This window comes from Pseudoxanthomonas sp. SE1 (assembly GCF_029542205.1).
Lineage (GTDB): Bacteria > Pseudomonadota > Gammaproteobacteria > Xanthomonadales > Xanthomonadaceae > Pseudoxanthomonas_A.
Genome location: NZ_CP113783.1, coordinates 1642916 through 1666793 on the forward strand (window position 1 = coordinate 1642916; position 23878 = coordinate 1666793).

Here is a 23878-nt window from a genome sequence, read left to right on the forward strand (position 1 = left end):
AGACCATGAACTTCATCTCGACCCGCAATGCCGCGCCCACCGTCACGCTCAGCGAGGCGATCGCCGCCGGACTGGCGCCCGACGGCGGGCTGTACGTCCCCGAAGCGCTGCCGCCCGTCCGCGACCTGATACCCGGGCGCGACATTGCCGGGACGGCGACGGCCCTGCTGGCCCCGTTCTTCGCCGGCGATGCGCTGGAGGGCGAACTGGCGTCGATCTGCCGCGAGGCCTTCGACTTCCCGGCGCCGCTGCGATCGCTGGGCACGCCGGACGACCATGTGCTGGAGCTGTTCCACGGACCGACGGCGGCGTTCAAGGACTTCGGCGCGCGTTTCCTTGCCGCCAGCATGGCGCGGCTGCGTCGCGATGAAGCCACGCCCCTGACGATCCTCGTCGCCACCTCCGGCGATACGGGCGCGGCGGTGGCCGCAGCGTTCCATCGCCAACCGGGCCTGCGCGTGGTCGTGCTGTATCCGGACGGGCGCGTGTCGCCGCGGCAGGCGCACCAGTTGGGATGTTTCGGCGACAACATCACCGCATTGCGCGTGGCGGGTTCGTTCGACGACTGCCAGGCGCTGGTGAAGCGCGCCCTCAACGATGCCGAGCTGCAGGCGCGGGCGCCGCTCAGTTCGGCGAACAGCATCAGCCTGGGTCGCCTGCTGCCGCAGATGAGCTATTACGCCCATGCGGCTCTGATGCATCGTGCGGAGACGGGGCGCGCTCTGAACGTTGTCATTCCCACCGGCAATCTGGGCAACGCGATGGCGGCGATCCTGGCGCGTGCGCTCGGCGTGCCGCTCGGCAGGATCGTGCTGGCGACCAATGCGAACCGCGTGCTGCCCGACTTTTTCGCGGGCGGCGACTATGTTCCGGCCGCCAGCGTGGCGACGCTGGCCAATGCGATGGATGTCGGTGCGCCCAGCAACTTCGAGCGTCTGCGCTGGCTCTACGCGGGCGACGATGCGGCGTTGCGTGCGGCGTTCAGCGCATCCATGGTCGATGACGCAACCATCCGCGAGGTGATCGCCCGTCGCTTCCGCGACCATGACGAAGTGCATTGCCCGCACACGGCGACAGCGGTGAAGGTGCTGGAGGACCTGCGCGTCCGGAGCGAGCGGGGCGACTGGGCGGTCGCGGCCACGGCGCATCCGACCAAGTTCGAAAGCGTGGTGGAATCGCTGATCGGCCGCGAGGTCGAAGTGCCGCCCGCGCTGGCGGAACTGCTGGCGCGTCCTGCGCAGGCAGACCCGATTCCCGCCGACTACGACGCCTTGCGCGAGCGCCTGCTGCAGTAGTCCGGCTCCACGTTGCGCATGTGGGAGCGACGTAAGTCGCGAACGGCTATCGCATGGACCGTTCGCGACTTACGTCGCTCCCACAAGGCAGGCAGCCTGCGCTGTTGCAGACGCGCCTTCGGTCCTTCTGTACAGGATCGGCGGTGCGGGTCCTCCTGCGCTAAGCTCATCCGATGACACGAAACTTCCTGCCCACCCTCCTGCTGGCCAGCCTGCTCGCCGGTGCCACCCCCTTCGCCGCGCACGCGCAATCCGCCGTCCCGCAGGCCGACGTCCGCGCGCTGAAGCCGGGCGAATTCCTGTGGTATCCGCAGATCGCGCCCGAGGGTCCCGTGGTGCTGGTGGTCAGCCTCGACGAACAGCGTGCCTACGTGTACCGCAACGGCATCGCCATCGGCGTGTCGACGATCAGTTCGGGCAAGGCGGGCAAGGACACGCCGACCGGTGTGTTCACCATCCTGCAGAAGAACAAGGACCATCGGTCCAATCTCTACAACAACGCACCGATGCCTTACATGCAGCGGCTGACGTGGGATGGCATCGCGCTGCATGGCGGCCACCTGCCCGGCTATCCGGCGTCGCACGGCTGCGTCCGCCTGCCGCAGGCCTTCGCCGAGAAACTGTTCGGCATCACCCGCTTCGGCGACTCGGTGGTGGTGGCGAACGCGAAGGCGTCGCCCGCCAGCCTGGTGCACCCCGCCGTGCTGGCGCCGGTGACTGCCGGGGGACAGGCGGCGCATCCGGACCTGTCGGCCTACGAGGTGTACTGGAACGAGGCGGCGTCGCCGGAGGGGCCGGTCAGCATCCTGGTCAGCCTGTACGACCAGCGGGTGTCGGTACTGCGCAATGGCGTGCTGATCGGCGCGGCGCCGTTGCAGATGATCCGGGACTTCGCGCTCAACGGCACGGTATTGCTGGTGATGACGACGGAAATGGAGGACATCCCCAGCCTGCTGGATCCGCAGCAGAAGGAACATCGCTGGGTGGCGCACCGCGTGCTGGGCGAAGAGGGCGCGCCGATGCCGCCGCTGCGTTCGCTCGGGGACGCGTTCTGGATTCCGCAGGATTTCGCGCGTCGCCTGTACACGGTGCTGAAGCCGGGCACCACGGTGCTGCTGTCGGACCTGCCCGGCGTACGCGCAACGCCCGATGACCAGCCGTCCGTGCCGGTCTTGGAATCGGACGAAGCCAGCCCCACAACGGCCGTACGCTGAGCCTTGCGGATGGAATCGGGACGCTGGCGCTTCTCCATCGATACCCGGATGCCGTCATGACCCCATCCCGCCGCCTGCTGTCGCTGAGCCTTGCCGCCGTGGTCATTCCGTCGGCGGGCGCTGCGCGCGCTGCGTCCCCGCCGCCCGTGCCGTCGGAGCGCATGGTCGATGTCCTGCATCGTGCGGCGCCTTCGCTCGACCGCAACGTGCTGTCCATGGCGACGCGGGCGATGACGTGCTCGATCCGGCGTGGCGAACCCGTGCCGATGCGTCGGCTCAGCGTGATCGATTATTCGCGGCCCTCGACCCAGCCGCGCTTGTGGGTGTTCGATCTGGAAAAGGCCCGCCTGCTGTTCGAGGAGCGCGTCGCGCACGGCCGCAATACCGGCGAGAACCTGGCGACGCGGTTCTCCAATGCGACCGGCAGTTACATGTCCAGCCTGGGCGCGTTCGTCACCCAGGAATCCTATCGCGGTGCCAATGGCTACTCGCTGCGCCTGCAGGGCCTGGAACCGGGCTTCAACGACAACGCGCGCGAACGCGCCATCGTCATCCATGGCGCACCCTATGTCAGCGACGCGCTGGTGCGCGCGCAGGGGCGGTTGGGGCGCAGCCTTGGTTGTCCGGCCATCCGCGCGGCCGTGGCGCAGCCGCTGATCGACAGCATCCGCGGCGGCTCGTTCGTGTTCGCGTACTACCCCGATCCCGCCTGGCTGAAGCAGTCGCGCCTGCTGGGCGCGGACTGCGGCCAGGGCGTGGTCGCGCATCCTGCGCCGTCGGGCGCGGGTGGCTGACGCGGCTCAGATATCCAGCGGGATCTTCAGGTAACGCCGCCCGTTCGCTTCAGGCCCGGGCAGTCGTCCGGCCCGGATGTTGACCTGCAGCGATGGCAGCAACAGCACGGGTGCGGCCAGCGTTGCGTCGCGCGCTTCGCGCATCTTCACGTAGTCGTCTTCTGTCACGCCACCGCCGATGTGCACGTTGCGCGCCTTCTCGTCGGCGACGGTGGTTTCCCATGCGTAGTGGTCGCGTCCCGGTGCCTTGTAGTCGTGGCACAGGAACAGGCGCGTGTCGTCCGGCAGCGACAGCAGTGCGTGGATCGAACGGTACAGGGTGCGCGCATCGCCGCCGGGGAAGTCGGCGCGCGCGGTGCCGTAGTCGGGCATGAACAGCGTGTCACCGACGAATACCGCATCACCGATGCGGTAGGACACGCAGGCCGGTGTATGCCCGGGGGTATGCATGACGCCAACCTGCAGTCCGCCGAGCGGGAACGTCTCGCCATCGCGGAACAATCGATCGAATTCACGGCCGTCGCTGCTGACATCGTCGAGTCCGAACATGGGCGCGAACGTGCGTTGCACGTCGCGGATGTGCTCTCCGATCCCGATCGGTGCGCCGGTCTTCTCCTTCAGCCACGGCGCTGCGCTGAGATGGTCGGCGTGCGCATGCGTCTCCAGGATCCACGCAACCGACAGCCCTTGTTCCGCGACAAAGGCGAGCAGGGCATCTACGGAACGGTGCGAAGCGCGGCCCGAACGGTGGTCGTAGTCCAGCACCGGGTCGATGATGGCCGCCTGCGCGGTGGCGGGATCCCACACTACGTAGCTGATGGTGTTGGTGCTTTCGTCGAACTGGGCGTGGACGGAGGGGATCGACATGACGCTGCTCCCGGTGTCGCGAGGCCGGCAGGCCGAGGAATGCGGATGATCGCAGTCGGAGCGGACAAGGCCAAGCGGGTTCAGGCCGCCTGCGAGAACTCCTCGAAGGCTTCCAGCGCGTGCGCGGCGTACATCAGCGAGGGACCACCGCCCATGTAGACGGCGACGCCCAACATTTCGTGGAACTCCTCCGGCGTGGCGCCCAGCCGCACGAGCGCCTTGGCGTGGAAGCCGAGGCAGCCATCGCAGCGCGATGCCACGCCGATGGCCATGGCGATCAGTTCCTTGGTCTTTTCGTCCAGCGTGCCGGCGGCCATCGCGCCACGCGCCATGGCGCCGAAGCCCTGCATCACCGCGGGTGCGGCTGTGCGGAAGGGAGCGAGGTGGCGGTTGATGCGGGTGGTCAGTTCCTGGTAGCGGTCTGCACTGGACATGGGATTCTCGATGACGGAGGGGGTCAACCTTGCCGGGATACCGGCAGGCCGTGGGCGCGCCATGCGGACATGCCGCCGGCGATGTTCAGATAGGTGCGTGCGTCCTTGCCGGCCAGGCCCGACTGCGCCAAGCGCGACCGCATGCCGCTCTGGCAGATCAGCAGGATCTCGGTCGTGGCCGCCGGAAGGCGTGCGTCCAGCAGCGCGGGGCCGCCGGCACGCAGGTCGCCGAGCGGGATGTGGCACGCGCCCCGCACATGCCCCGCGGCGAACTCGCCCGCCTCGCGCACGTCGACGAGCGCCGCGCCCTGGTTCATCCGTTGCACGGCATCACGCGGCGAAACCTGCGGGGCTCCAACGCCGAACAGGGCCTTCAGCAGCGCGATCATCGGGATGTCCTTACGGCCTTGCGCGGTGGTGCGACAGGAGCACAGTAGATGCCGTGCAGTGTATGCATGACCTGCGCGGCCGGGCCGGGCATCAACGCGTAGAACACGTTCTGTGCTTCGCGCCGCGTCTGCACCAGGCCTTCTTCGCGCAGCACGGCCAGGTGCTGCGACAGCGCGGACTGGCTCAGGTCGAGCAGGGCATTGAGCTCGCCCACCGAGCGCTCGCCCGAGGTCAGCAGGCAGAGGATCTGCAGGCGCTTCTCGTTGGCGAGGGCCTTGAGCAACTGCGCCGCGTCGCCGGCATGCGCCTGCATGGCGGCGATATCGAAGACGGGCGTGGTGGTGCGTCGGGTCATGCGGCATCCGTGGAAAGAGTCAGGCCTGCATTGCGCCATGCCGTGAGGCCGCCGGCAAGCGAGCGCACGCAGGTGAAGCCCAGCGACTGCAGGCTGTCGGCGGCCAGCGCCGAGCGCCCCCCGGTCAGGCAGTAGAGAAGCAATGCGCGGTCAGGCATGGCGAGCGCCTCGCTGGTGGCGCAGGCCATCGCCGGGTGCGCGTGGATCTGGAACTCCAGCACGCCGCGCGGCAGGTTGATCGCGCCCGGCAGGTGGCCTTGCGCGTACTCGGCCGGTTCGCGCACGTCGATCACGACGCCGCCGCCCTGCGCGGCGAACTGGTCGGGCGCGATCTCTTCGATGCGGCTGCGGGCCTCGGCCACCAGATCCTGGACGGTGCGTGCCATGGATGCCTCCAATACATTAGTTGACGCTAATATTAGTAAATGCTAATTTTCATTGCAAGCCGACCGGCATTCCCGCCGGGGGCACCATCCGACCTGGAGGGGAAGACATGGCACGCATCGTCGTACTGGGTGCAGGCATCGGCGGCATGAGTGCCGCGTACGAACTGCGCGGCACGCTTGGCCAGGGCCCGGAGATCACGGTGATCGGCGAGGGCGACCGCTTCTCGTTCACGCCGTCCAATCCCTGGGTCGCCGTGGGCTGGCGCAAGCCGTCCGATGTCGAGATGCCGGTCGCCCGCTATCTGGCGAAGAAAAAGATCGCGTTCGAGGGTGCCGGCGCCGAGCGGGTCGAACCGGGCGACAACCGCGTGCTGCTGCGCGACGGGCGCTACGTCGATTACGACTATCTGGTGATCGCGACAGGGCCGCGGTTGGCCTTCGACGAGGTGCCGGGCCTGGGGCCTGAAGGTGGCTTCACCCAGTCGATCTGCACCACGCTGCATGCGACCACTGCGTGGCAGGCGTACCAGGCATTCCTCGAAAATCCGGGCCCGGTCGTCGTGGGCGCCGCGCCGATGGCCAGCTGCTTCGGGCCGGCGTACGAATTCGCGATGATCCTGGACAGCGACCTGCGCAAGCGGAAGCTGCGCGACAAGGTGCCGATCACCTACGTGAGCCCGGAACCGTACGTCGGACACATGGGGCTTGGAGGTGTCGGCGATTCCAAGGGCCTGATGGAATCGGAATTCCGCCAGCGCCACATCCGGTGGATCACCAACGCGAAGATCACGGCGGTGCGCGACGGCGAGATGGACGTGTCCGAAATGGACGACGCCGGCCAGCCGAAGAAGGCGCACACGCTGCCGTTCACGTATTCGATGGTGCTGCCGGCGTTCACCGGCGTGCCGGCCGTGCGCCAGGGCGAGGGGCTGTGCAATCCGCGCGGCTTCATCCTGATCGACAAGCACCAGCGCAACCCCGCCTATCCCAACATCTTCTCGCTCGGGGTGTGCGTGGCCATCCCGCCGGTGGAGGCCACGCCGGTGCCGACGGGCGCGCCGAAGACCGGCTTCATGATCGAGTCCATGGTCACGGCGGTGGCGCACAACATCCAGGCCGAACTGGCCGGCACGCCCGCCACGGCCGAAGCCACCTGGAATGCGATCTGCCTGGCCGACATGGGCGACACCGGCGCCGCCTTCGTGGCGCTGCCGCAGATGCCGCCCCGCAACGTCACCTGGGCCAAGGTCGGCAAGTGGGTGCACGTGGCCAAGATCGCGTTCGAGAAGTATTTCTTGATGAAGATCAAGTCGGGCAACACAGAACCGATCTACGAGAGATACGTGCTGAAGCTGCTCGGCATCATGCGCACCCGCTGATCCCCGTCCCCGAACCACTCCGGAGAACCCCACCATGAACCTCGACCGTGCCGTCCTCGCCTTCGCCGGCGTGATGACCCTCGCCAGCCTGGCGCTGGCCCACTTCGTTTCGCCGCTGTGGCTGTGGTTCACCGTCTTCATCGGCGTGAACCTGCTGCAGGCCAGCGTCACCGGCTTCTGTCCGGCGGCCATCGTCTTCCGCAAGCTGGGCGTGCGCGCCGGCTGCGCATTCAAGTGAGTGTGGGGCCTGCCGTGAGTCGAACCGTGATGTCGTCGCGCCCGTTGTTGCCGCTGTTGCTGATGGTCGCGCTTGCCGCGTGCGGGCATGAAGAGTCCGCCGCGCCTCCCGCGCGCATCGACGGACTGCAGACTTTCCAGGTGCATGCCGCCGACGCGGCGGACGGTCGCGCCTGGGAAGGCGTGGTGGAGGCCGTGCGGCAGGCGACGCTGTCGGCGCAGACGAACGGGCGCGTCATCGCCGTGTCGCGCGATGTCAACGATCGCGTGGCCGCTGGCGATGTACTGGTGCGGCTCAGTGCGGTCGAGCAGCAATCCGGTGTCGACGCCGCACGCGCCCAGGTGCGCGCGGCGGAAGCGTCCGCGACCGAGGCGGAAGCCAACTATCAGCGCTTCGCCAACCTGGCCAAGGGTCAGTTCGTTTCCCGGGCGCAACTGGACCAGGCCCGGATGGCGCGCGACTCGGCCCTCGCCGCGCGCGACGCCGCGCGTGCCCAGTTGGCGAATGCCGGCCAGCAGACCGACTACACCACCATCCGCGCGCCCTATGCGGGCATCGTCGCCACCCGCGATGTCGAACCGGGCGAGAGCGTCGGCGTCGGTCAGACCCTGATGACCGTGTTCGCACCGGATGCGTTGCGCGTCGACGTCGCCGTGCCCCAGTCCGAAGCCGAGGCGATACGCGCCACCCCGGTGGCCACCGTCACGCTCGACAGCGGGCGACAGATCGAGGCCGATGATGTCACCGTCTTTCCCGCGGCCGACGCGTCTACCCATGCCGTGCGCGTCCGCGTGCAACTTCCCGCGCTCGATGCGCCGCCGCAACCGGGAGCTACCGCCAAGGTGGCGTTTCCGGCAGTGAAAGGCGCCGCGTTCCCCCGTGTGCCCGCCAGCGCGCTGGTGCGCCGCGGCGAGGTGACGGCCGTCTATGTGCTCGTCGACGGCCGGCTTTCGCTGCGCCAGGTCAGGCTGGGTGAAGTCGCTGCCGAGCACGTCGATGTGATCTCGGGACTCAAACCCGGCGACACCGTCGCCACCGATCCGGTGGTCGCGCAGCAGGCGCTGGTCGCCGCGCGCAAGGAGCGCTGACATGGCGCCGCTGACGTCGCCGCCGCGACTGGGCATCTCCGGCCGTATATCGCGCAGCTTCCAGGCCAATCCGCTGACGCCGATCCTCGCGCTGCTCGGCCTGTTGCTGGGCCTGGTGGCGGTGATGATCACGCCGCGCGAGGAAGAGCCGCAGATCGACGTCACCATGGCCAACGTCATCGTGCCGTTCCCGGGCGCGGATGCGCGCCAGGTCGAGCAGATGGTGACCTATCCGCTGGAGCAGAAGCTGTCGGAGATCGAGGAGATCAAGCACACGTATTCGATCAGCCGTCCCGGCATGGCGGTGCTGACGGTGGAGTTCGACGTGGGCGTCAAGCGCCAGCCCGCGCTGGTGCGGCTGTACGACAAGGTGTTCTCGAACCAGGACTGGATGCCGGCGAACCTCGGCGTGGGCCAGCCCATCATCAAGCCCAAGGGCATCGACGACGTGCCGGTGATGGCGCTGACCCTGTGGACGGACGATCCGCAGCGCGGCGCACGCGACCTGGCCGAAGTGGCCCACACGCTGGAAACCGAACTCAAGCGCATCCCCGGCACGCGCGACGTGTTCACCCTCGGCGCGCCCGAGCGGGCGGTGATGGTGCAGCTCGACGCGGCGCGCCTAGCCAGCCATGGCCTGGCGGTGAACGATCTCTCTTCAGCGCTGCAGGCCGCCAACCTGGCGCGCCAGGCGGGTGAGCGCGTCGGTACGGATGGGGTGGTGCAGGTGACTTCGGGCCAGTTCCTGGCCGACCGCGCGGACGTGGCCGGCCTGGTGCTGGGCGTGGCGGGTGGCCAGCCAGTGCGGCTGGAAGATGTGGCGACAGTCAGCGATGCGGCCGACGCACCATCGAGCTATGTCTGGCACGGTGCGCCCGCGAAACGCGCAGGACCTTCCAGTGGCGTGGCGCCCGCGGTGACGCTGGCCATCGCCAAGAAGCCGGGCAGCAATGCGGCCGACATCACGTCCGCCGCCCTGGCGCGGGTGGACGCCTTGCGGGGCACCGTGATTCCCGACGGCATCCAGGTGGAGACCACGCGCGACTATGGCCTCACGGCCAGCGACAAGGCGCAGACGCTGATCAAGAAGCTGGTCTTCGCCACCGGCTCGGTGGTGCTGCTGGTGCTGTTCGCGCTGGGCCGTCGCGAGGCCATCGTGATCGGCAGCGCGGTGGTACTGACGCTGGCGGTCACGCTGTTCGCGTCGTGGGCGATGGGCTTCACCCTCAATCGCGTGTCGCTGTTTGCGCTGATCTTCTCCATCGGCATCCTGGTGGACGATGCCATCGTGGTGGTCGAGAACATCCACCGGCACATGGCGCAGGGTGGCAAGTCGCTGGCCGAGGCCATTCCGCCGGCAGTGGACGAAGTGGGCGGTCCGACCATCCTGGCCACCTTCACCGTGATCGCGGCGTTGATGCCCATGGCCTTCGTCACCGGCCTGATGGGGCCGTACATGCGGCCCATCCCGATCAATGCCTCGGTCGGCATGCTGCTGTCGCTGATGATCGCGCTGGTGGTGACGCCGTGGCTGTCGTTGAAGCTGCTCAAGCGACATGCGGTCGCGCATGCGGGCGAGGGCGCCGCCCACGGGCACGCGGAAGGCACCATGGCCGCGCGCCTGCATCGCCTGTTCGAACGCGTGATGACGCCGTTCCTCGATGCCGGCGCAGGTGCGCGGCGCCGGCGCCTGCTGTTCGTCGCCATGGCCGCGCTGGTGGCGCTGGCCGCCAGCCTGGCGGTGTTCAAGCTGGTGGTGCTGAAGATGCTGCCGTTCGATAACAAGTCCGAACTGCAGATCGTGGTCGACCTGCCCGAAGGCCGCGCGCTGGAGGACACCAACGCCCTGCTGACCGAACTGGCCGGCGTGCTGGACCGCACGCCGGAAGTCCTGCACTACCAGGGCTATGCCGGCACGGCCGCACCGATCAACTTCAATGGACTGGTGCGGCAGTACTACCTGCGCGAGGGTGCGAACGTGGGCGACTTGCAGGTGAACCTGGTGGACCGCCACGACCGCGACCGCAAGAGCCACGAGATCGCCGTCGCCCTGCGCCCGCAGGTGGATGCGATCGGCCGTCGCCATGGCGCGTCGGTCAAGGTGGTGGAAGTGCCGCCCGGTCCGCCCGTGCTGTCGCCGATCGTCGCTGAAGTGTACGGGCCCGACTACGCCCGCCAGCGGCGGGTGGCGCGGGCGCTCGAACAGCGCTTCATGGCTACCGACGGCATCGTCGACGTGGACACCAGCGTGGAAGCCGATGCGCGTCGCGACATCCTGGTGATCGACCGCGTGCGGGCGGCGCGCCTGGGCGTGCCGCAGTCGGCGATCACCGAAACGATCGCCGCCGGCCTGTCGGGGCTGGACGCTACCCACGTGATCGACGGCGGCTCCAAGTATCCGCGCCCCATTCGCCTGCGCCTGCCGGTGGCCGACCAGGCTTCGCTCGACGGGCTTCTCGCGCTGCGGGTACGCGGCGGCAATGGTCAGCTGGTGCCGTTGTCGGAACTGGTGCAGGCGCGTTCCACCTGGTGGGATGGCGCCATCCACCACAAGGACCTGCTGCCGGTGGTGTACGTGATGGGCGACGAGAGCGGCACCGTCGACAGTCCGCTGTACGGCATGTTCGACCTGGTCGGCCAGATCGCCGACAACGCCATCGACGGACAGCAGGTGGCGCAGTTCTTCATCCGCCAGCCCCCCGACACCACCGCCTTCGGCATCAAGTGGGATGGCGAGTGGCAGATCACGTACGAGACCTTCCGCGACATGGGCATCGCTTACGCGGCCGGCATGGTGTTGATCTACCTGCTGGTGGTGGCCTACTTCCGCAACTACGTGGTGCCGCTGGTGATCATGGCGCCCATCCCGCTGACCGTGATCGGCGTGATGCCGGGCCACGCCCTGCTGGGCGCGCAGTTCACCGCCACCAGCATGATCGGCATGATCGCGCTGGCGGGCATCATCGTGCGCAACTCGATCCTGCTGGTGGACTTCATCAACCATCTGGTCGAGCGCGGGCAGACGCTCGAATCGGCGGTCGTCGACGCCTGCGCAGTGCGCGCACAGCCGATCGCATTGACCGCACTGGCGGCGATGGCGGGTGCGTTCTTCATCCTGGACGACCCCATCTTCAATGGCCTGGCGATCTCGCTGATCTTCGGCATCCTGGTGTCCACGGTGCTGACGCTGGTGGTGATCCCGCTGCTGTACTACGGGCTGAAACATCGCGCGCACAAGGAAGGAACCGCATGAGTGCTCCAGACCTCCGTCGGCTGCTGTGGGTGGCATGTCTGGCGGGCGCCGCCGCTTGCACTTCCGCAGCCGGGGACGGCGGCCGGGTCGCCGCCACAGGGCAGGCGACCAGCGCAACGCCCCTGTCGTCGGCCGATCCGGCTCTCGACCGCGCGAAGGCGGCGGCCCAGGCCTTCAGCGGTCGCCTGCGCGGCCGCCTGCAGGCCGCGATGCAGACCGGCGGACCCACCGCTGCCGTCGAGGTCTGCCAGGCCGAGGCGCCGGCCATCGCGGACGCGGTGATGACCGAGCACGGCGTGCGCCTGGGCCGCGTCGCGCTGCCCGGGCGCCACCGCAACGCCGGACAGGCCGCCGAAGGTTGGCAACTCGCCACGCTGGAAGCCTTCCAGCAAGCCGTCCTGGAGGGTGCGCCTGCCGCGGAGCAGATGTCGGTGGTCCGCGAAGGTCTTCCCGAAGGTATCGCCTTGCGCATGATGCGCGGCATCGCCACCGAACCCGGTTGCCTGGCCTGCCATGGCACCAAGATGGCTCCGCAGGTCCGCGCGGCCATCGCGGCGCATTATCCTGACGATGCGGCCACCGGTTTTGCGGTGGGCGACCTGCGCGGCGGGCTATGGGTCGAAGTGCCCGCCGCTGCCCATACTCCCGACGAGGCTACGCGATGAGTACCGACGCACCGATCCGCATCACTCTGGAACAGGAAGAGGACTACAGCTTCCGCATCCGCTTCGACGACACCACCATCGCCGATCTGATGACCGACGAGCCCGAGCCGCTGGGCAAGGGCGAAGGCCCGAATCCGACGCGGCTGCTGGTGTCGGCCGTGGCCAACTGCCTGTCGGCCAGCCTGCTGTTCGCGCTGCGCAAGTTCAAGAACACGCCGGGCAAGCTGGTGACCCATGCCACCGCGGAGCTGGTGCGCAACGAGCAGGGCAGGCTGCGCGTGGGCCACATCCATGCCGACATCCGGCTCGCGGAAGCCGGCACGGCGCATGCGTCGCTGGAGCGCATCCTGGCCCAGTTCGAGAACTTCTGCGTGGTGACGGAGAGCGTCCGCCACGGGATCGATGTGTCCGTCAGCATCACCGATGCCGACGGCGTCCAGCTGCATGGCACCGCGCGGGCGGACCACGGCGAGTCGTGAGGCTGGCTGCTCTTGTGGGAGCGACGCAAGTCGCGATGAAGCGTCACCGCTGCCCCTTCGCGACTTGCGTCGCTTCCACAAGGCAGGGGAAGGACCGCGCTCGCCTCGCGCTCCCGGATCGCCGCCGACCATCGGGCGTGGCATGATCCGGTCCTCCGCAGTCCGTATCCGAAGCCATCCGTGATCGCGCCCATCAAGGGGAAGGCCACCTCGCTGGACATCGCCCACCTGGCGGGCGTGTCCCAGCCCACCGTGTCGCGCGCGCTGCGCGGCAGCCCGATGGTCAACGAGGAGACGCGCAAGCGCATCCTGGCCATCGCCGAGCAGCTGAACTACAAGGTCGACAAGAACGCCTCCAACCTGCGCCGCCAGCATTCCGGCACCCTGGCGCTGCTGTTCTTCGAAGACCCCACCCCGGACGAGTCGTCCATCAACCCGTTCTTCCTGTCCATGCTGGGCAGCATCACGCGCGCCTGTGCGCTGCGCGGCTACGACCTGCTGATCTCGTTCCAGCAGCTGTCGACCGACTGGCAGGCCGACTACGAGGACAGCAAGAAGGCCGACGGCATCATCCTGCTGGGTTATGGCGATTACCTCGAATCGCGCGGCCGGCTGGAGCGGCTGGTGGAGCAGGGCACCCACTTCGTGCGCTGGGGCGCCGTGCAGCCGGGTACGCCGGGCGTGTCGATCGGGTGCGACAACACCCAGGGCGGGCATGACATCACCGCGCACCTCATCGAACAGGGGCGCCGCCGCATCGCCTTCCTCGGGCACGCGTCCAACCACTATCCGGAGTTCTTCGAGCGCTACCTCGGGCACCGGCAGGCACTGGACGCCGCAGGCGTCGAGTCGGACAGCGCCCTCCAGGTGGATGCCATCACCACCGAGCAGTCCGGCCACGAAGCCGCCTGCGAACTGCTCGCACGTGGCGTGCCGTTCGATGCGATCTTCGCGGCCAGCGACCTGATCGCGGCGGGCGCGATGAAGGCCTTGCTCGAGCGTGGCCTGCGCGTGCCGGAAGATATCGCCGTGGCCGGTTTCGATGACATTCCGCTGGCCAGCTTCGTCAACCCCGGCCTGTCCACGGTGCAGCAGGACACCAAGCGCGCGGGTGCATTGCTGGTCGAGACATTGTTGGCGCTGATCAATGGTGAACCGGCGGAAAGCCAGACCATCCCGGTCCGGCTGGCGCTGCGCGGGTCGACCGCTGCAAAGTGAGGGCCCCGTTGTAGGAGCGACGTAAGTCGCGACCGGATGCCATCAGCCCGCTTTGGCGCTCGACGTCATGGACGAAATTTCGTTGCGGGCACGCGAACATGCGCTCATGGCATGCGTAGTCTGCGGTCGCGACTTACGTCGCTCCTACAGTACAGAAGGCATTGACCTCAATCCGCCTTGGGCGCCTTGCGTGCCATCAACTCGGCCAGGCGCGCGCGGGTATCGGTGCGGGTGATCGGTGCGTCCAGCAGGAACACACGCACACCATGTGCGGGCACTTCGGCCTGCAGGCGGTTGCGTACGCGCTGCTTCCTGCCGGTGAACGCATCGCGCCACTGGCCTGGCTGCAGGTGGTCGGAAACGGACAGCTTCGCCGGTGCATCCGCTTTGTTCAGCAGCACCAGTGCGGTCTGGTTGACGCCTTCGTGCTGCAGCACGCGGTAGAAGATCGCCTGGTCGCCCTTCATGCGCACGTTGAGCTGGAGGCCGCGCTGCAGGGCCGGTGTGTCGCGCCGCAGCTGGGCGATGCGCTTCAAGGGCGCGAAGATCGGGCTCTGCGGCGCAGCGTCGATGCGGTCCTGGCCGAAGTAGTTGCGGTTGCCGGCATGTTCCGCATGGCCGCGTTCGAAGCCGGTTTCCGAGCCGTAGTAGATCACCGGGATGCCGCGTGCGGTGAACAGCCAGTTGTGCGCATCGATGAAGCCTTCGTCCGTGGCGTTCATGCGCGCCATGTCGTGGTTGTCGTAGAAGGTCATCAGGTCGTACGGGTTCGCGTACGGGCCGTCTTCCAGGTACAGCGCCTTGCCGATCTCCTCGTAGCTGGTGCCGGGTTTCTCGAACACCTCCGTCAGCTTCCCCTTCAGCGGGAAGTCCAGCACGCTGTAGCTGCCGTTGCGCACCCACGTGTGGCCGGCGATGCTGGCGGCGTCGTAGTTGAAGTTCTCGCCGAACATGAAGAACCCCGGCTTCTTCGCGCGCATGCGGTCGGCGAATTCCTTCCAGAACGCGTGCGGCATCCAGGCGATGGTGTCCACGCGGAACGCGGCCGCGCCCTGGTCGATCCACTGTCCGTACGCGCCGACCAGGTACTCCATCACCGCAGGATTGTTTTCGTTGAAGTCCGACAGCTGCGCCAGTCCGCCACCGGTGTTGTAGAACGCGTGCATCGGCTTGCCGCGCGGGTCCAGCCTGTCGGGGTCGAGGTTCTGATGATCGGCGATCAGCTTGCCGTCCTTGTCCCAGACCTTGCCGTACTGCGGCTGCATCTTCGGCATCGAATACGCGGGCGAGCCGTGGTTGCCGACGATATCGAGTACCACGTCGAGCTTCTGCTCCTTCATCGCCTTCGTGAAACCGGCGAAATCGAGCCCTTCGCTGGGCAGGTGCTCGTCGAGTCTGTAGAAGTTGATGCCCCAGTAGCCGTGGTAGCCGGTCTTGCCGCGGTCGGTGAACATGCCGGCCCATTTCACCTCCTCGCCACCGGTGAAGGCTTCGTCGGGGTTGTCGATGATCGGCGTGATCCACACCGAGGTGAAGCCGAGGTCGCGGATGTAGCCGGCGTTGTCGAGTACGCCCTTGAAGTCGCCGCCCAGGTAGCCGACGTTGTCGGTCTGGCCTTCGGGTGCGCCGGGGGTGGCGCGGTCGAAAGTCGGGTTCTTTCCGCCCTGGTCGCGATGGTCGTTCGACGGATCGCCATTGACGAAACGGTCCGTCAGCACGAAGTACACGGCTTCCTTCGCGAAGGGTTCGGTGGTGCCGTAGAAGGCGTCGGCTGCGAGCGCGACGCCGGGCATGCCGACCAGGGAGGCCAGCGCGATGGCGAGGGGGCGGCGGGCGTGCTTCATCAATGGGCCTGCGAGGAAAGAGGGGCGGGGCTGTGCGCGGGCTCGCGCACGAAGACAAGGGCGGCGGCGGCCAGCAGCAGGCTGCTGCCGCTGATGACCAGCGCGAACACGGATTCGTTCGCGAAGAAGATGCGCAGCGAAGGCCCGAGCAGCGTGGCGGCCACGATCTGCGGCACCACGATGAACATGTTGAAGATGCCCATGTAGATGCCCATCTTCTCCGCCGGGACATGGCTGGACAGCAGGGCGTACGGCATCGACAGGATGCTGGCCCACGCCACGCCGACCAGCGCGAACGAGCCGATGAGCCAGGCCGGGTGCGGCACGAACCACATCGACAGGAAGCCGATGCCGCCCAACACCAGCGAGCCCGCATGCACCGCCTTGCGGTTGAGCGGGAAGCGCGCCGCATAGAAGCTCAGCAGCAAGGCGACCAGCATCGACGACAGCCCGTAGTAGCCCATGTACGAACCCACCAGGTCCGCCGCATTCTGGAACGCGGCATTGGTCGACTGGAAAGCCGCAGCCTGCGCGGGTACCGCCATGTCGAAGGCGGCGGGGTCGGGTGCGGGGGCCTTGAACACATGCTCGGTCAGGCCGGGTGTGGCCATGCTCCACATGGCGAAGAACGCCAGCCAGCTGAAGAACTGCACCAGGCCGAGCCTCAGCATCTGCGCGGGCATGTGGATCACATGGTGCACGATCTCGCCGGCGAAGTTGCCGCGCCGCTTCTGTTCCTCGCGGAAGCGCTGCAGGTCTTCCGGCGGGTATTCGGGCGTGGTGAGGATGGTCACCAGGATGCTGGCCATGAACACGAACGCGCCGATCGCGAACGCCACCTTCACCGAAGGCGGCACCACGCCGGGGCCGGCTTCGTTCGGCACGCCGAGCTGGGTGATGAACCACGGCAGGTTGCTGGCCACCCAGGTGCCCACGCCGATGATCAGCGTCTGTAGCACGAAACCGTAAGAGCGCTGCTCTTCCGGCAGCTTGTCCGCCACCAGCGCACGGAACGGTTCCATGCTGATGTTGATGCTGGCATCCAGCACCCACAGCAGGCCTGCCGCGATCCACAGCGTGGGCGAGTGCGGCATGAACACCAGCGCGATGGAGCTGAGGATGGCGCCGATGAGGAAGAACGGCCGGCGGCGCCCCAGGCGCGGATGCCAGGTGCGGTCGCTCAGATAGCCGATCACCGGCTGCACCAGCAGGCCGGTCAGCGGTGCGGCGATCCACAACAGGGGCAGCGCATCCTTCTCCGCGCCCAGTGTCTGGAAGATGCGCGACATGAAGCCGCCCTGCAGCGCGAAACCGAACTGGATGCCGAGGAAGCCGAACGACATGTTCCATATCTGCCAGAAGGACAGGCGGGGCTTGGCGGTCATTCGGTATCCCTGGCGGTGCGATGCGGTCGGAGTGCGCGCACCCGATGGCGAGCGTCGCGGCATCTTGCCGGCATGCGCGTCCGATTCCATGCTGCACCGCAAACAATGCCGATGCGCGGAGACCGCCGCGCCGGAGCGCCGCCACGGCGCGTTGCGGCGAAGGAAACCGTTGGCACGCCTGCGTTTCGCGCGGTCGGATGCGCGATGGACCATCACCGGGGCGATCGGTGCCGCGTGGCCACGGCCGATCATCTGCATACGTATTCATGCACACCCATGACGACCTCCGCTCACGCATGCCGGTGGCTCGTGGAATAGTGGCGCCCGCCGAGCGCACCGGAGGGGTGCGCCGCGCATTGCGGACGGGTGCATCGATGACGAAGAACAACTGGTGGCGTGGTGCGGTGATCTACCAGATCTACCCCCGCAGCTTCCTGGACACCAACGGGGATGGCGTGGGCGACCTGCCGGGCATTGTCGAGAAGCTCGACTACATCGCCGGCCTGGGGGTGGACGCCATCTGGATCTCGCCGTTCTTCAAGTCGCCGATGGCGGACTTCGGCTACGACATCGCCGACTACCGCGATGTGGACCCGCTGTTCGGCACGCTGGCCGATTTCGACCGCCTGCTCGCCAAGGCGCACTCGCTGGGCGTCAAGGTGATGATCGACCAGGTGCTGAGCCACTGCTCGGTCGACCACGCGTGGTTCAAGGAGAGCCGCGAGAGCCGCGACAACCCCAAGGCCGACTGGTACGTGTGGGCCGATCCGAAGGAAGACGGCACGCCGCCGAACAACTGGATGTCGCTGTTCGGTGGCGTCGCATGGCGCTGGGAGCCGCGACGCGAGCAGTACTACCTGCACAACTTCCTGGCCAGCCAGCCGGACCTGAATTTCCACAACCCGGCCGTGCAGCAGGCCACGCTGGACAATGTGCAGTTCTGGCTCGACAAGGGCGTGGATGGCCTGCGGCTGGACGCGATCAACTTCTGCTTCCACGACGCGCAGTTGCGCGACAACCCGCCCAAGCCGAAAGAGAAGCGGGTCGGGCGCGGCTTCAGCCCCGACAATCCGTACGCGTACCAGTACCACTACTTCAACAACACGCAGCCCGAGAACATCCCGTTCCTGGAGCGCCTGCGCGGACTGCTTGACCGCTATCCGGACGCGGCCGCGCTGGGCGAGATCTCGTCCGAGGACTCGCTGGCCACCACCGCCGAGTACGTCAGCGACCAGCGCCTGCACATGGGCTACAGCTTCGAGCTGCTGACCGATGACGGCAGCGCCGCCTACATCCGCGACACGGTCGAGCGGCTGGAGGCCGCGATGGTCGAAGGCTGGCCGTGCTGGGCAGTCTCCAACCACGACGTGCAGCGTGCGGTCACGCGCTGGGGCAACGGCGATGCGTCGCCGGCACTGGCGGCTCAACTGGTTGCGCTGGTGTGTTCGTTGCGGGGCTCGGTCTGCCTGTACCAGGGCGAAGAACTCGGGCTCCCCGAAGCCGACGTGCCCTACGAAGCGCTGCAGGATCCGTACGGCAAGACCTTCTGGCCGAACTTCAAGGGCCGCGATGGCTGCCGCACGCCGATGCCATGGAACGAGGGCGAACAGGCCGGTTTCAGCCACGGCACTCCGTGGTTGCCGATCCCGGCCGAACACCGCGCGATCAACGTCGCCGCGCAGGAAGCCGATGCCGGTTCCATCCTCAACCAGGTGCGCCGCTTCCTCGCGTGGCGACGTACCCAGCCGGCATTGCGCGTGGGCAGCATCCGTTTCCTGGATGCCCCCGAACCGGTGCTCGCCTTCGTGCGCGAGACCGAAGGCGCTGCGATGCTGGTGGTCTTCAACCTGTCGCCGCGCGACGCCTCGTGGGCGCTGCCCGCCGGGATCGAGCCGCGTGCGGTGGACAGCCACCGGCTGCCATCCGGCACCCTGCAGGATGGCAGGCTCATGCTGCCGCCGCGTGGCGTGTACTACGCCCTCATCGATTGACGCAACGGGATACGAAGATGGGCATGTGCATGGGCAGGATCGGGATTGCGCTGCTGCTGGCCGCCGCCTCGCTCGGGGCGCAGGCACAGGAGCGCGCGGCCGCCATCCCCGCTGCGCAGGTCGTGGCCGGCGAAGGCGTCACCGGCACGCTGCTGCGGCACGCGCAGTTCCCTTCCCGTCGTGTCGCAGCGAGGAACGTGGACGTCTGGTTGCCGCCCGGCTACACGGAAGCGGAAGGCACGCGTTATCCCGTGCTCTACATGCACGACGGCCAGAACGTGTTCGATCCGTCGACCTCGTACACCCGCGTGGACTGGGGCGTGGACGAGGCGATGACACGCCTGATCGCCAACGGGCATGCGCGCGCGGCCATCGTCGTCGCGGTGTGGAACACGCCGAAGCGCCTGCAGGAATACATGCCGCGCAAGGCCATCGATGGCGAAACATTCATCCCCACGCCGGGTGATCCGCCGTTTCCCACGGCCGAGATCGTCGCGGACGATTACCTGGCCTTCCTCGTCACCGAGCTGAAGCCGTTCATCGATGCGCAGTACCGCACGCTCACCGGTCCGGCGGACACCTTCGTGATGGGGTCCAGCATGGGCGGGCTGATCTCCGCATACGCGGTGACCGAATATCCGCAGGTGTTCGGCGGGGCAGGGTGCGTATCCACGCACTGGCCGATCGCAGGCGGCATCGTCGAAGGCTACGTGGCGAAACACCTGCCTGCGCCCGGCGGCAACCGTTTCTACTTCGACTACGGCACCGAGGCCATCGACGCGCTGTACGAGCCCTACCAGCAGCGTGTCGACAGCGTGATGCGCGCGCGTGGCTATCGTCCGGGCGTGGATTTCCTGAGCCACCGCTACCTGGGCGCGAACCATAACGAAGCGGCGTGGCGGGATCGCATCGAAGTGCCGCTGGGCTTCCTGCTGCGGCCCTGACGGCAGCGCCTTCGCGCGCGCGCCCCACCGCCGGCGTGCGCGCATGATCGCGCGCCGCGCGTGGCGACCTGTTGCCTGAACGACCACGACGATGCCTTCATCGTGCGTGCGCGTGGTCGTCCGCGCCCACGGAACCCGTGTTACGCCAGTGCGTGGAATATGCATGAATACGTATGCAGCGCGGATTGTGCAGCTGCGCGCGCCACTACCATTGCCGCACGTTTCGGGGCACTTGCCCCTGGCGTGGCAGACCCGGGCGATCGCATCGTGCGACGCACCCGGTTCATCGCATACAACGTCCTTGGAGAGGGGAACATGCAACTCAAGCGCAACCTGCTGAGCGCGGCGTTGGCGTCCGCCATCGCGCTCACCGCGACGGGCGTACAGGCCCAGACCGCCGAAACCGCCGACGAACAGACGCAATCGACCGATGCCACCGAGCTGGAAACGGTGGTGGTGACGGGCATCCGCCGCGGCATCGAGAGCGCGATTTCGGTCAAGCGCGATTCCACTTCCATCGTCGAGGCGGTATCCGCCGAAGACATCGGCAAGCTGCCGGATGTCAGCATCGGCGAATCCATCGGCCGCCTGCCCGGCCTGGCCGCGCAGCGCGTCGCGGGTCGTGCGCAGGTGATCAGCGTGCGCGGCCTGTCGCCCGATTTCTCCACCACGCTGCTCAACGGTCGCGAGATGGTCAGCACCGGCGACAACCGCAGCGTCGAGTTCGACCAGTATCCGTCCGAGCTGGTCGGTGGCGTGACGGTGTACAAGACACCCGATGCCGGCCTCATCGGCCAGGGCCTGTCGGGCACCATCGACATGCAGACCGTGCGCCCGTTGAGCTTCGATGCGCCGGTGGGCACCGTCGGCGTGCGCGGCCAGCGCAACTCGCTGGGCGCGGCGGCCGATGCGTCGGCCTACGGCGAGCGCATCAACGCCAGCTACATCACCCAGAACGAAGCGCGCACGTTCGGCTTCTCGATCGGGTATTCGCATACCACCACGCCGATCCAGGAAAACCAGGTGGGCCTGTACGAGCCCTGGCAGGCCATCGGCGACAACTGGCGCCCGGGCGTGCCGGCCGGCACGTTCTATTCCGACGGCATCAAGGCGTTGCGCCGCACCGGCGAAACCAAGCGTGATGGCGTGATGGCCACGGTGCAGTTCCGTCCGTCGAACGCGTGGACGAGCACGCTGGACCTGTTCCATTCGGAAGCCGAGCAGGTCGATACGGCCAACCAGTTCGAAGTCCATATCGGCGACTACAACGGCGGCTATGGCCGTCTGGACGTCACCAATCCCGTCATCAACGGCGACAACACGTTCACCGGCGGCACCATGGGCAACGTGTACCCGCTGGTGCGCGGCATGTACAACCGTCGCGAAGACGAGATCAACGCCTTCGGCTGGAACAACGAGTTCACGACCGGCCAGGTGCGCATCATCGCCGACGTGGGCTGGTCCCGCGCCAAGCGTGACGAGCTCAACCTCGAGAACAACACGCAGCTGCTGCCGGCACCGCAGCTGGACACGCTGCAGCTGCAGATCCGGAACAACGGCTTCTCGCAGATCAACCCCGGTCGCGACTATTCGAACCCGGAGTCGCTGTACCTGACCGGCACGATCTACGGCTCGGGCTACGGCAAGGTGCCGAGCGTCGTCGATGAACTCCGCACCGGCAAGCTGGCAGCATCGTTCCCGGCGCCGGCGTTCCTGTCCTGGATGTCGGACATCGATGTCGGCCTGAACTACGCCGACCGCGAGAAGAACAAGCGCCAGCCCGAGGCCAACATCAACCTGGGCCCGCAAGGCAACACGACGATCGGGTCCGACCTGCAGTACCGTCCGGTCGACCTCGGCTTTGCCGGCATCGGCTATATCCCGTCCTGGAACGTGCCCGCAGCCGTCGCGCGCTACATGACGTTCGAGCCGAGCGACAGCGCATTCCCGTATCTCGTCGCCAAGGCGTGGGACGTGCGCGAGAAGACCACCACGGCCTACGTGCGCGGCAACATCGACACCGCGTGGGGCAACGTGAGCGTGCGCGGCAACGCGGGCGTGCAGGTCCAGCACGTCGACCAGTCCTCCGATGCGATCAGGCTCAGTGGCGGCAGCAATCCGCTGCCCATCCACATGGGCAAGACCTTCACCGACGTGCTGCCGAGCATGAACCTGGCGTTCGGTTTCGACAACGACCAGACCCTGCGCGTCGCGATGGCCAAGCAGGTGGCGCGTCCGCGCGTGGACCAGCTGCGCGCTTCGCTGGAAGTCACGGCGTCGGACGGTCCGGACCAGAACAACGGCACCGGCCTGCGCAACAGCTTCGCCAGCGGCGGCAATCCGCTGCTGGATCCGTGGCGGGCGTATGCGTTCGACGTGTCCTACGAGAAGTACTTCGGCACCAAGGCGTATGTGGCGGCGGCGTACTTCTACAAGGACCTGCAGTCGTACATCTATACCCAGACCGATCCGTTCTACGATCTGTCGGACTACACGTCCGACATCCCGCCGCACCCGAACTTCCCGGGCGTCGGTGTCAACCCGACGGGCAGCTACTCGCGGCCGGTGAACGGCGAGGGCGGGACGCTGCAGGGTCTGGAGCTGTCGGCGTCGCTGCCGTTCGACATGTTCAGCGATGCACTGCAGGGCTTCGGTGCGGTGGCCAGCGCCACGTTCAACGACAGCAACATCCAGATCCGCGACCCGGAGAGTGCGTCCAGCGTGGGTGCGGGCGACATCGACCTGCCGGGCCTGTCCAAGCGGGTCTACAACCTGACGGTGTACTTCGAGAAGAACGGCTTCGAGGCGCGCATCAACCAGCGTCGGCGTTCGGACTTCATCGGTGAGATCGGCAACTTCAACGGCAACCGCACGCTGCGTTACGTGGTCGGCGAGAACATCACCGACGCGCAGGTCAGCTACACGTTCCCGGACGGGCATGCGCTCGGTGGCCTGAGCGTGCTGTTCCAGGCCAGCAACCTGACCGACGAGGCCTACCAGACCTACGCCGGCACCAAGGATCGTCCGCTGGAATACGTCGAGTGGGGCCGCAGCTACCTGCTGGGCGTCAGCTACAAGTTCTGATCCACGCGATATCTTGTTCTCCCAGCCCGTCGGCCTTGTGCCGGCGGGCTTTTTCTTTGGGAGGGGACAAGACTGGCTGTAGGCACCGTGTCTACGCGCGCGGATGGAGACGTGGATTCAACGAAGCTGAGTACATCAGCGAGGTTTCACGCGTTTTCACGAGGATCGACGTACCGGATATCTGCCAACGCCGTTTGTCGGGCATCTGGCGCCCCCCTAGTCACCGGCCAGGGCGCGGCGCTTCAAGAACGCACGGCGCCTGCCAAAGCAGTTGTGCCCTTCACTGACCTGGAATCGAGGCGAGGAGATGACGGAGCGTCGCCGCTTCATCTTGGCCACGGACATCCACGTCTATTTCTGCGATCCGCATCCTCCTTGGCAACGGGGCACCAACGAGAACAGCAACGGCCTGATGCGGCAGTACTTCCCCAGGGGGATCGGCCTGGAGGATGTCTCGCACGCCATGCTGGATGCCGTGGCGCGCCAGCTCAACGAGCGGCCATGCACGCTTGGCTACGAAACACAGGCAGAGCGGCAGCGAAAAGCTGTTGCGTCGATCGGTCGAACCCAGGACC

General features: G+C 67.3%; 20 protein-coding genes and 1 pseudogene. 14 read left to right on the plus strand and 7 right to left on the minus strand.

The genetic code is table 11. The features are described from left to right. Nucleotides 1–5 precede the first annotated feature (5 nt). The 3 genes from thrC to OY559_RS07795 all read left to right on the plus strand — a co-directional run bounded on the left by thrC (nucleotide 6) and on the right by OY559_RS07795 (nucleotide 3303). The gene (gene thrC, locus OY559_RS07785) at nucleotides 6–1295 is read left to right on the plus strand and encodes a threonine synthase (RefSeq protein ID WP_277729466.1); all 1290 of its coding nucleotides are present in this window, start codon (nucleotides 6–8) and stop codon (nucleotides 1293–1295) included. A 173-nt stretch (nucleotides 1296–1468) separates the two neighbouring features. Beyond that, nucleotides 1469–2509: a L,D-transpeptidase gene (locus tag OY559_RS07790; protein ID WP_277729467.1), complete on the plus strand. Its 1041-nt coding sequence runs from the start codon at nucleotides 1469–1471 to the stop codon at nucleotides 2507–2509. A 56-nt stretch (nucleotides 2510–2565) separates the two neighbouring features. Further along, entirely contained in the window at nucleotides 2566–3303 is a 738-nt protein-coding gene (locus tag OY559_RS07795) for a murein L,D-transpeptidase catalytic domain family protein (protein ID WP_277729468.1), read from the plus strand. 6 nt (nucleotides 3304–3309) lie between these two features. On the opposite strand, the gene OY559_RS07800 is transcribed toward OY559_RS07795, so the two are convergent. The 5 genes from OY559_RS07800 to OY559_RS07820 form a co-directional block, all read right to left on the minus strand. Further along, nucleotides 3310–4170: an MBL fold metallo-hydrolase gene (locus OY559_RS07800; protein WP_277729469.1), complete on the minus strand. Its 861-nt coding sequence runs from the start codon at nucleotides 4168–4170 to the stop codon at nucleotides 3310–3312. 80 nt (nucleotides 4171–4250) lie between these two features. Further along, nucleotides 4251–4604: a carboxymuconolactone decarboxylase family protein gene (locus tag OY559_RS07805; protein ID WP_277729470.1), complete on the minus strand. Its 354-nt coding sequence runs from the start codon at nucleotides 4602–4604 to the stop codon at nucleotides 4251–4253. Between the two features lie 23 nt (nucleotides 4605–4627). Further along, nucleotides 4628–4993 carry a rhodanese-like domain-containing protein gene (locus OY559_RS07810; protein ID WP_277729471.1) on the minus strand — a complete coding sequence of 122 codons (366 nt, stop codon included), beginning with the start codon at nucleotides 4991–4993 and terminating at the stop codon, nucleotides 4628–4630. After that, nucleotides 4990–5349 (minus strand): ArsR/SmtB family transcription factor, encoded by a 360-nt coding sequence (locus OY559_RS07815; RefSeq protein WP_277729472.1) that lies wholly within the window; start codon nucleotides 5347–5349, stop codon nucleotides 4990–4992. Before OY559_RS07815 ends, OY559_RS07810 begins: the two co-directional genes overlap by 4 nt. Then, nucleotides 5346–5735, minus strand: coding sequence for a rhodanese-like domain-containing protein (locus tag OY559_RS07820; protein ID WP_277729473.1), 390 nt, complete (start codon nucleotides 5733–5735; stop codon nucleotides 5346–5348). The genes OY559_RS07815 and OY559_RS07820 overlap by 4 nt, the downstream gene beginning before the upstream one ends. A gap of 107 nt (nucleotides 5736–5842) precedes the next feature. On the opposite strand from OY559_RS07820, the gene OY559_RS07825 reads away from it, so the two are divergent. The 7 genes from OY559_RS07825 (at nucleotide 5843) to OY559_RS07855 (ending at nucleotide 14055) form a co-directional block, all read left to right on the plus strand. After that, nucleotides 5843–7114 (plus strand): NAD(P)/FAD-dependent oxidoreductase, encoded by a 1272-nt coding sequence (locus OY559_RS07825; RefSeq protein WP_277729474.1) that lies wholly within the window; start codon nucleotides 5843–5845, stop codon nucleotides 7112–7114. Between the two features lie 34 nt (nucleotides 7115–7148). Further along, nucleotides 7149–7352, plus strand: a complete 204-nt coding sequence (locus tag OY559_RS07830; protein WP_277729475.1) for a YgaP family membrane protein — start codon at nucleotides 7149–7151, stop codon at nucleotides 7350–7352. A 14-nt stretch (nucleotides 7353–7366) separates the two neighbouring features. Then, a complete protein-coding gene (locus OY559_RS07835; protein ID WP_277729476.1) occupies nucleotides 7367–8440 on the plus strand; it encodes an efflux RND transporter periplasmic adaptor subunit in 1074 nt (357 codons plus the stop codon). Nucleotide 8441: 1 nt separating this feature from the next. Beyond that, nucleotides 8442–11693 (plus strand): efflux RND transporter permease subunit, encoded by a 3252-nt coding sequence (locus OY559_RS07840; protein ID WP_277729477.1) that lies wholly within the window; start codon nucleotides 8442–8444, stop codon nucleotides 11691–11693. Beyond that, the gene (locus OY559_RS07845; RefSeq protein WP_277729478.1) at nucleotides 11690–12358 is read left to right on the plus strand and encodes a c-type heme family protein; all 669 of its coding nucleotides are present in this window, start codon (nucleotides 11690–11692) and stop codon (nucleotides 12356–12358) included. The genes OY559_RS07840 and OY559_RS07845 overlap by 4 nt, the downstream gene beginning before the upstream one ends. Next, complete coding sequence (locus OY559_RS07850) at nucleotides 12355–12837, plus strand: OsmC family protein (protein ID WP_277729479.1); 483 nt, start codon at nucleotides 12355–12357, stop codon at nucleotides 12835–12837. Before OY559_RS07845 ends, OY559_RS07850 begins: the two co-directional genes overlap by 4 nt. Before the next feature lie 180 nt (nucleotides 12838–13017). After that, nucleotides 13018–14055: a LacI family DNA-binding transcriptional regulator gene (locus tag OY559_RS07855; protein WP_277729480.1), complete on the plus strand. Its 1038-nt coding sequence runs from the start codon at nucleotides 13018–13020 to the stop codon at nucleotides 14053–14055. A gap of 167 nt (nucleotides 14056–14222) precedes the next feature. Here the strand turns inward: OY559_RS07855 and OY559_RS07860 are convergent, their stop codons facing one another. Together OY559_RS07860 and OY559_RS07865 are read right to left on the minus strand one after the other, a co-directional pair. Then, on the minus strand, nucleotides 14223–15848 hold the full coding sequence (locus OY559_RS07860; protein WP_277729952.1) for an alpha-amylase family glycosyl hydrolase: 1626 nt from the start codon (nucleotides 15846–15848) through the stop codon (nucleotides 14223–14225). A gap of 50 nt (nucleotides 15849–15898) precedes the next feature. After that, nucleotides 15899–17284 carry an MFS transporter gene (locus OY559_RS07865; RefSeq protein WP_277729481.1) on the minus strand — a complete coding sequence of 462 codons (1386 nt, stop codon included), beginning with the start codon at nucleotides 17282–17284 and terminating at the stop codon, nucleotides 15899–15901. Between the two features lie 374 nt (nucleotides 17285–17658). Between OY559_RS07865 and OY559_RS07870 the strand changes: the two genes are divergently transcribed. The 4 genes and pseudogenes from OY559_RS07870 to OY559_RS07885 all read left to right on the plus strand — a co-directional run. Next, complete coding sequence (locus OY559_RS07870) at nucleotides 17659–19275, plus strand: alpha-glucosidase family protein (protein WP_277729482.1); 1617 nt, start codon at nucleotides 17659–17661, stop codon at nucleotides 19273–19275. Nucleotides 19276–19292: 17 nt separating this feature from the next. Then, nucleotides 19293–20219 carry an alpha/beta hydrolase gene (locus tag OY559_RS07875; RefSeq protein WP_277729483.1) on the plus strand — a complete coding sequence of 309 codons (927 nt, stop codon included), beginning with the start codon at nucleotides 19293–19295 and terminating at the stop codon, nucleotides 20217–20219. Nucleotides 20220–20534: 315 nt separating this feature from the next. Then, nucleotides 20535–23303, plus strand: coding sequence for a TonB-dependent receptor (locus OY559_RS07880; RefSeq protein ID WP_277729484.1), 2769 nt, complete (start codon nucleotides 20535–20537; stop codon nucleotides 23301–23303). Nucleotides 23304–23547: 244 nt separating this feature from the next. Continuing rightward, a pseudogene (locus tag OY559_RS07885) lies at nucleotides 23548–23862 on the plus strand (IS30 family transposase); the annotation flags it as partial. Nucleotides 23863–23878 lie beyond the last annotated feature (16 nt).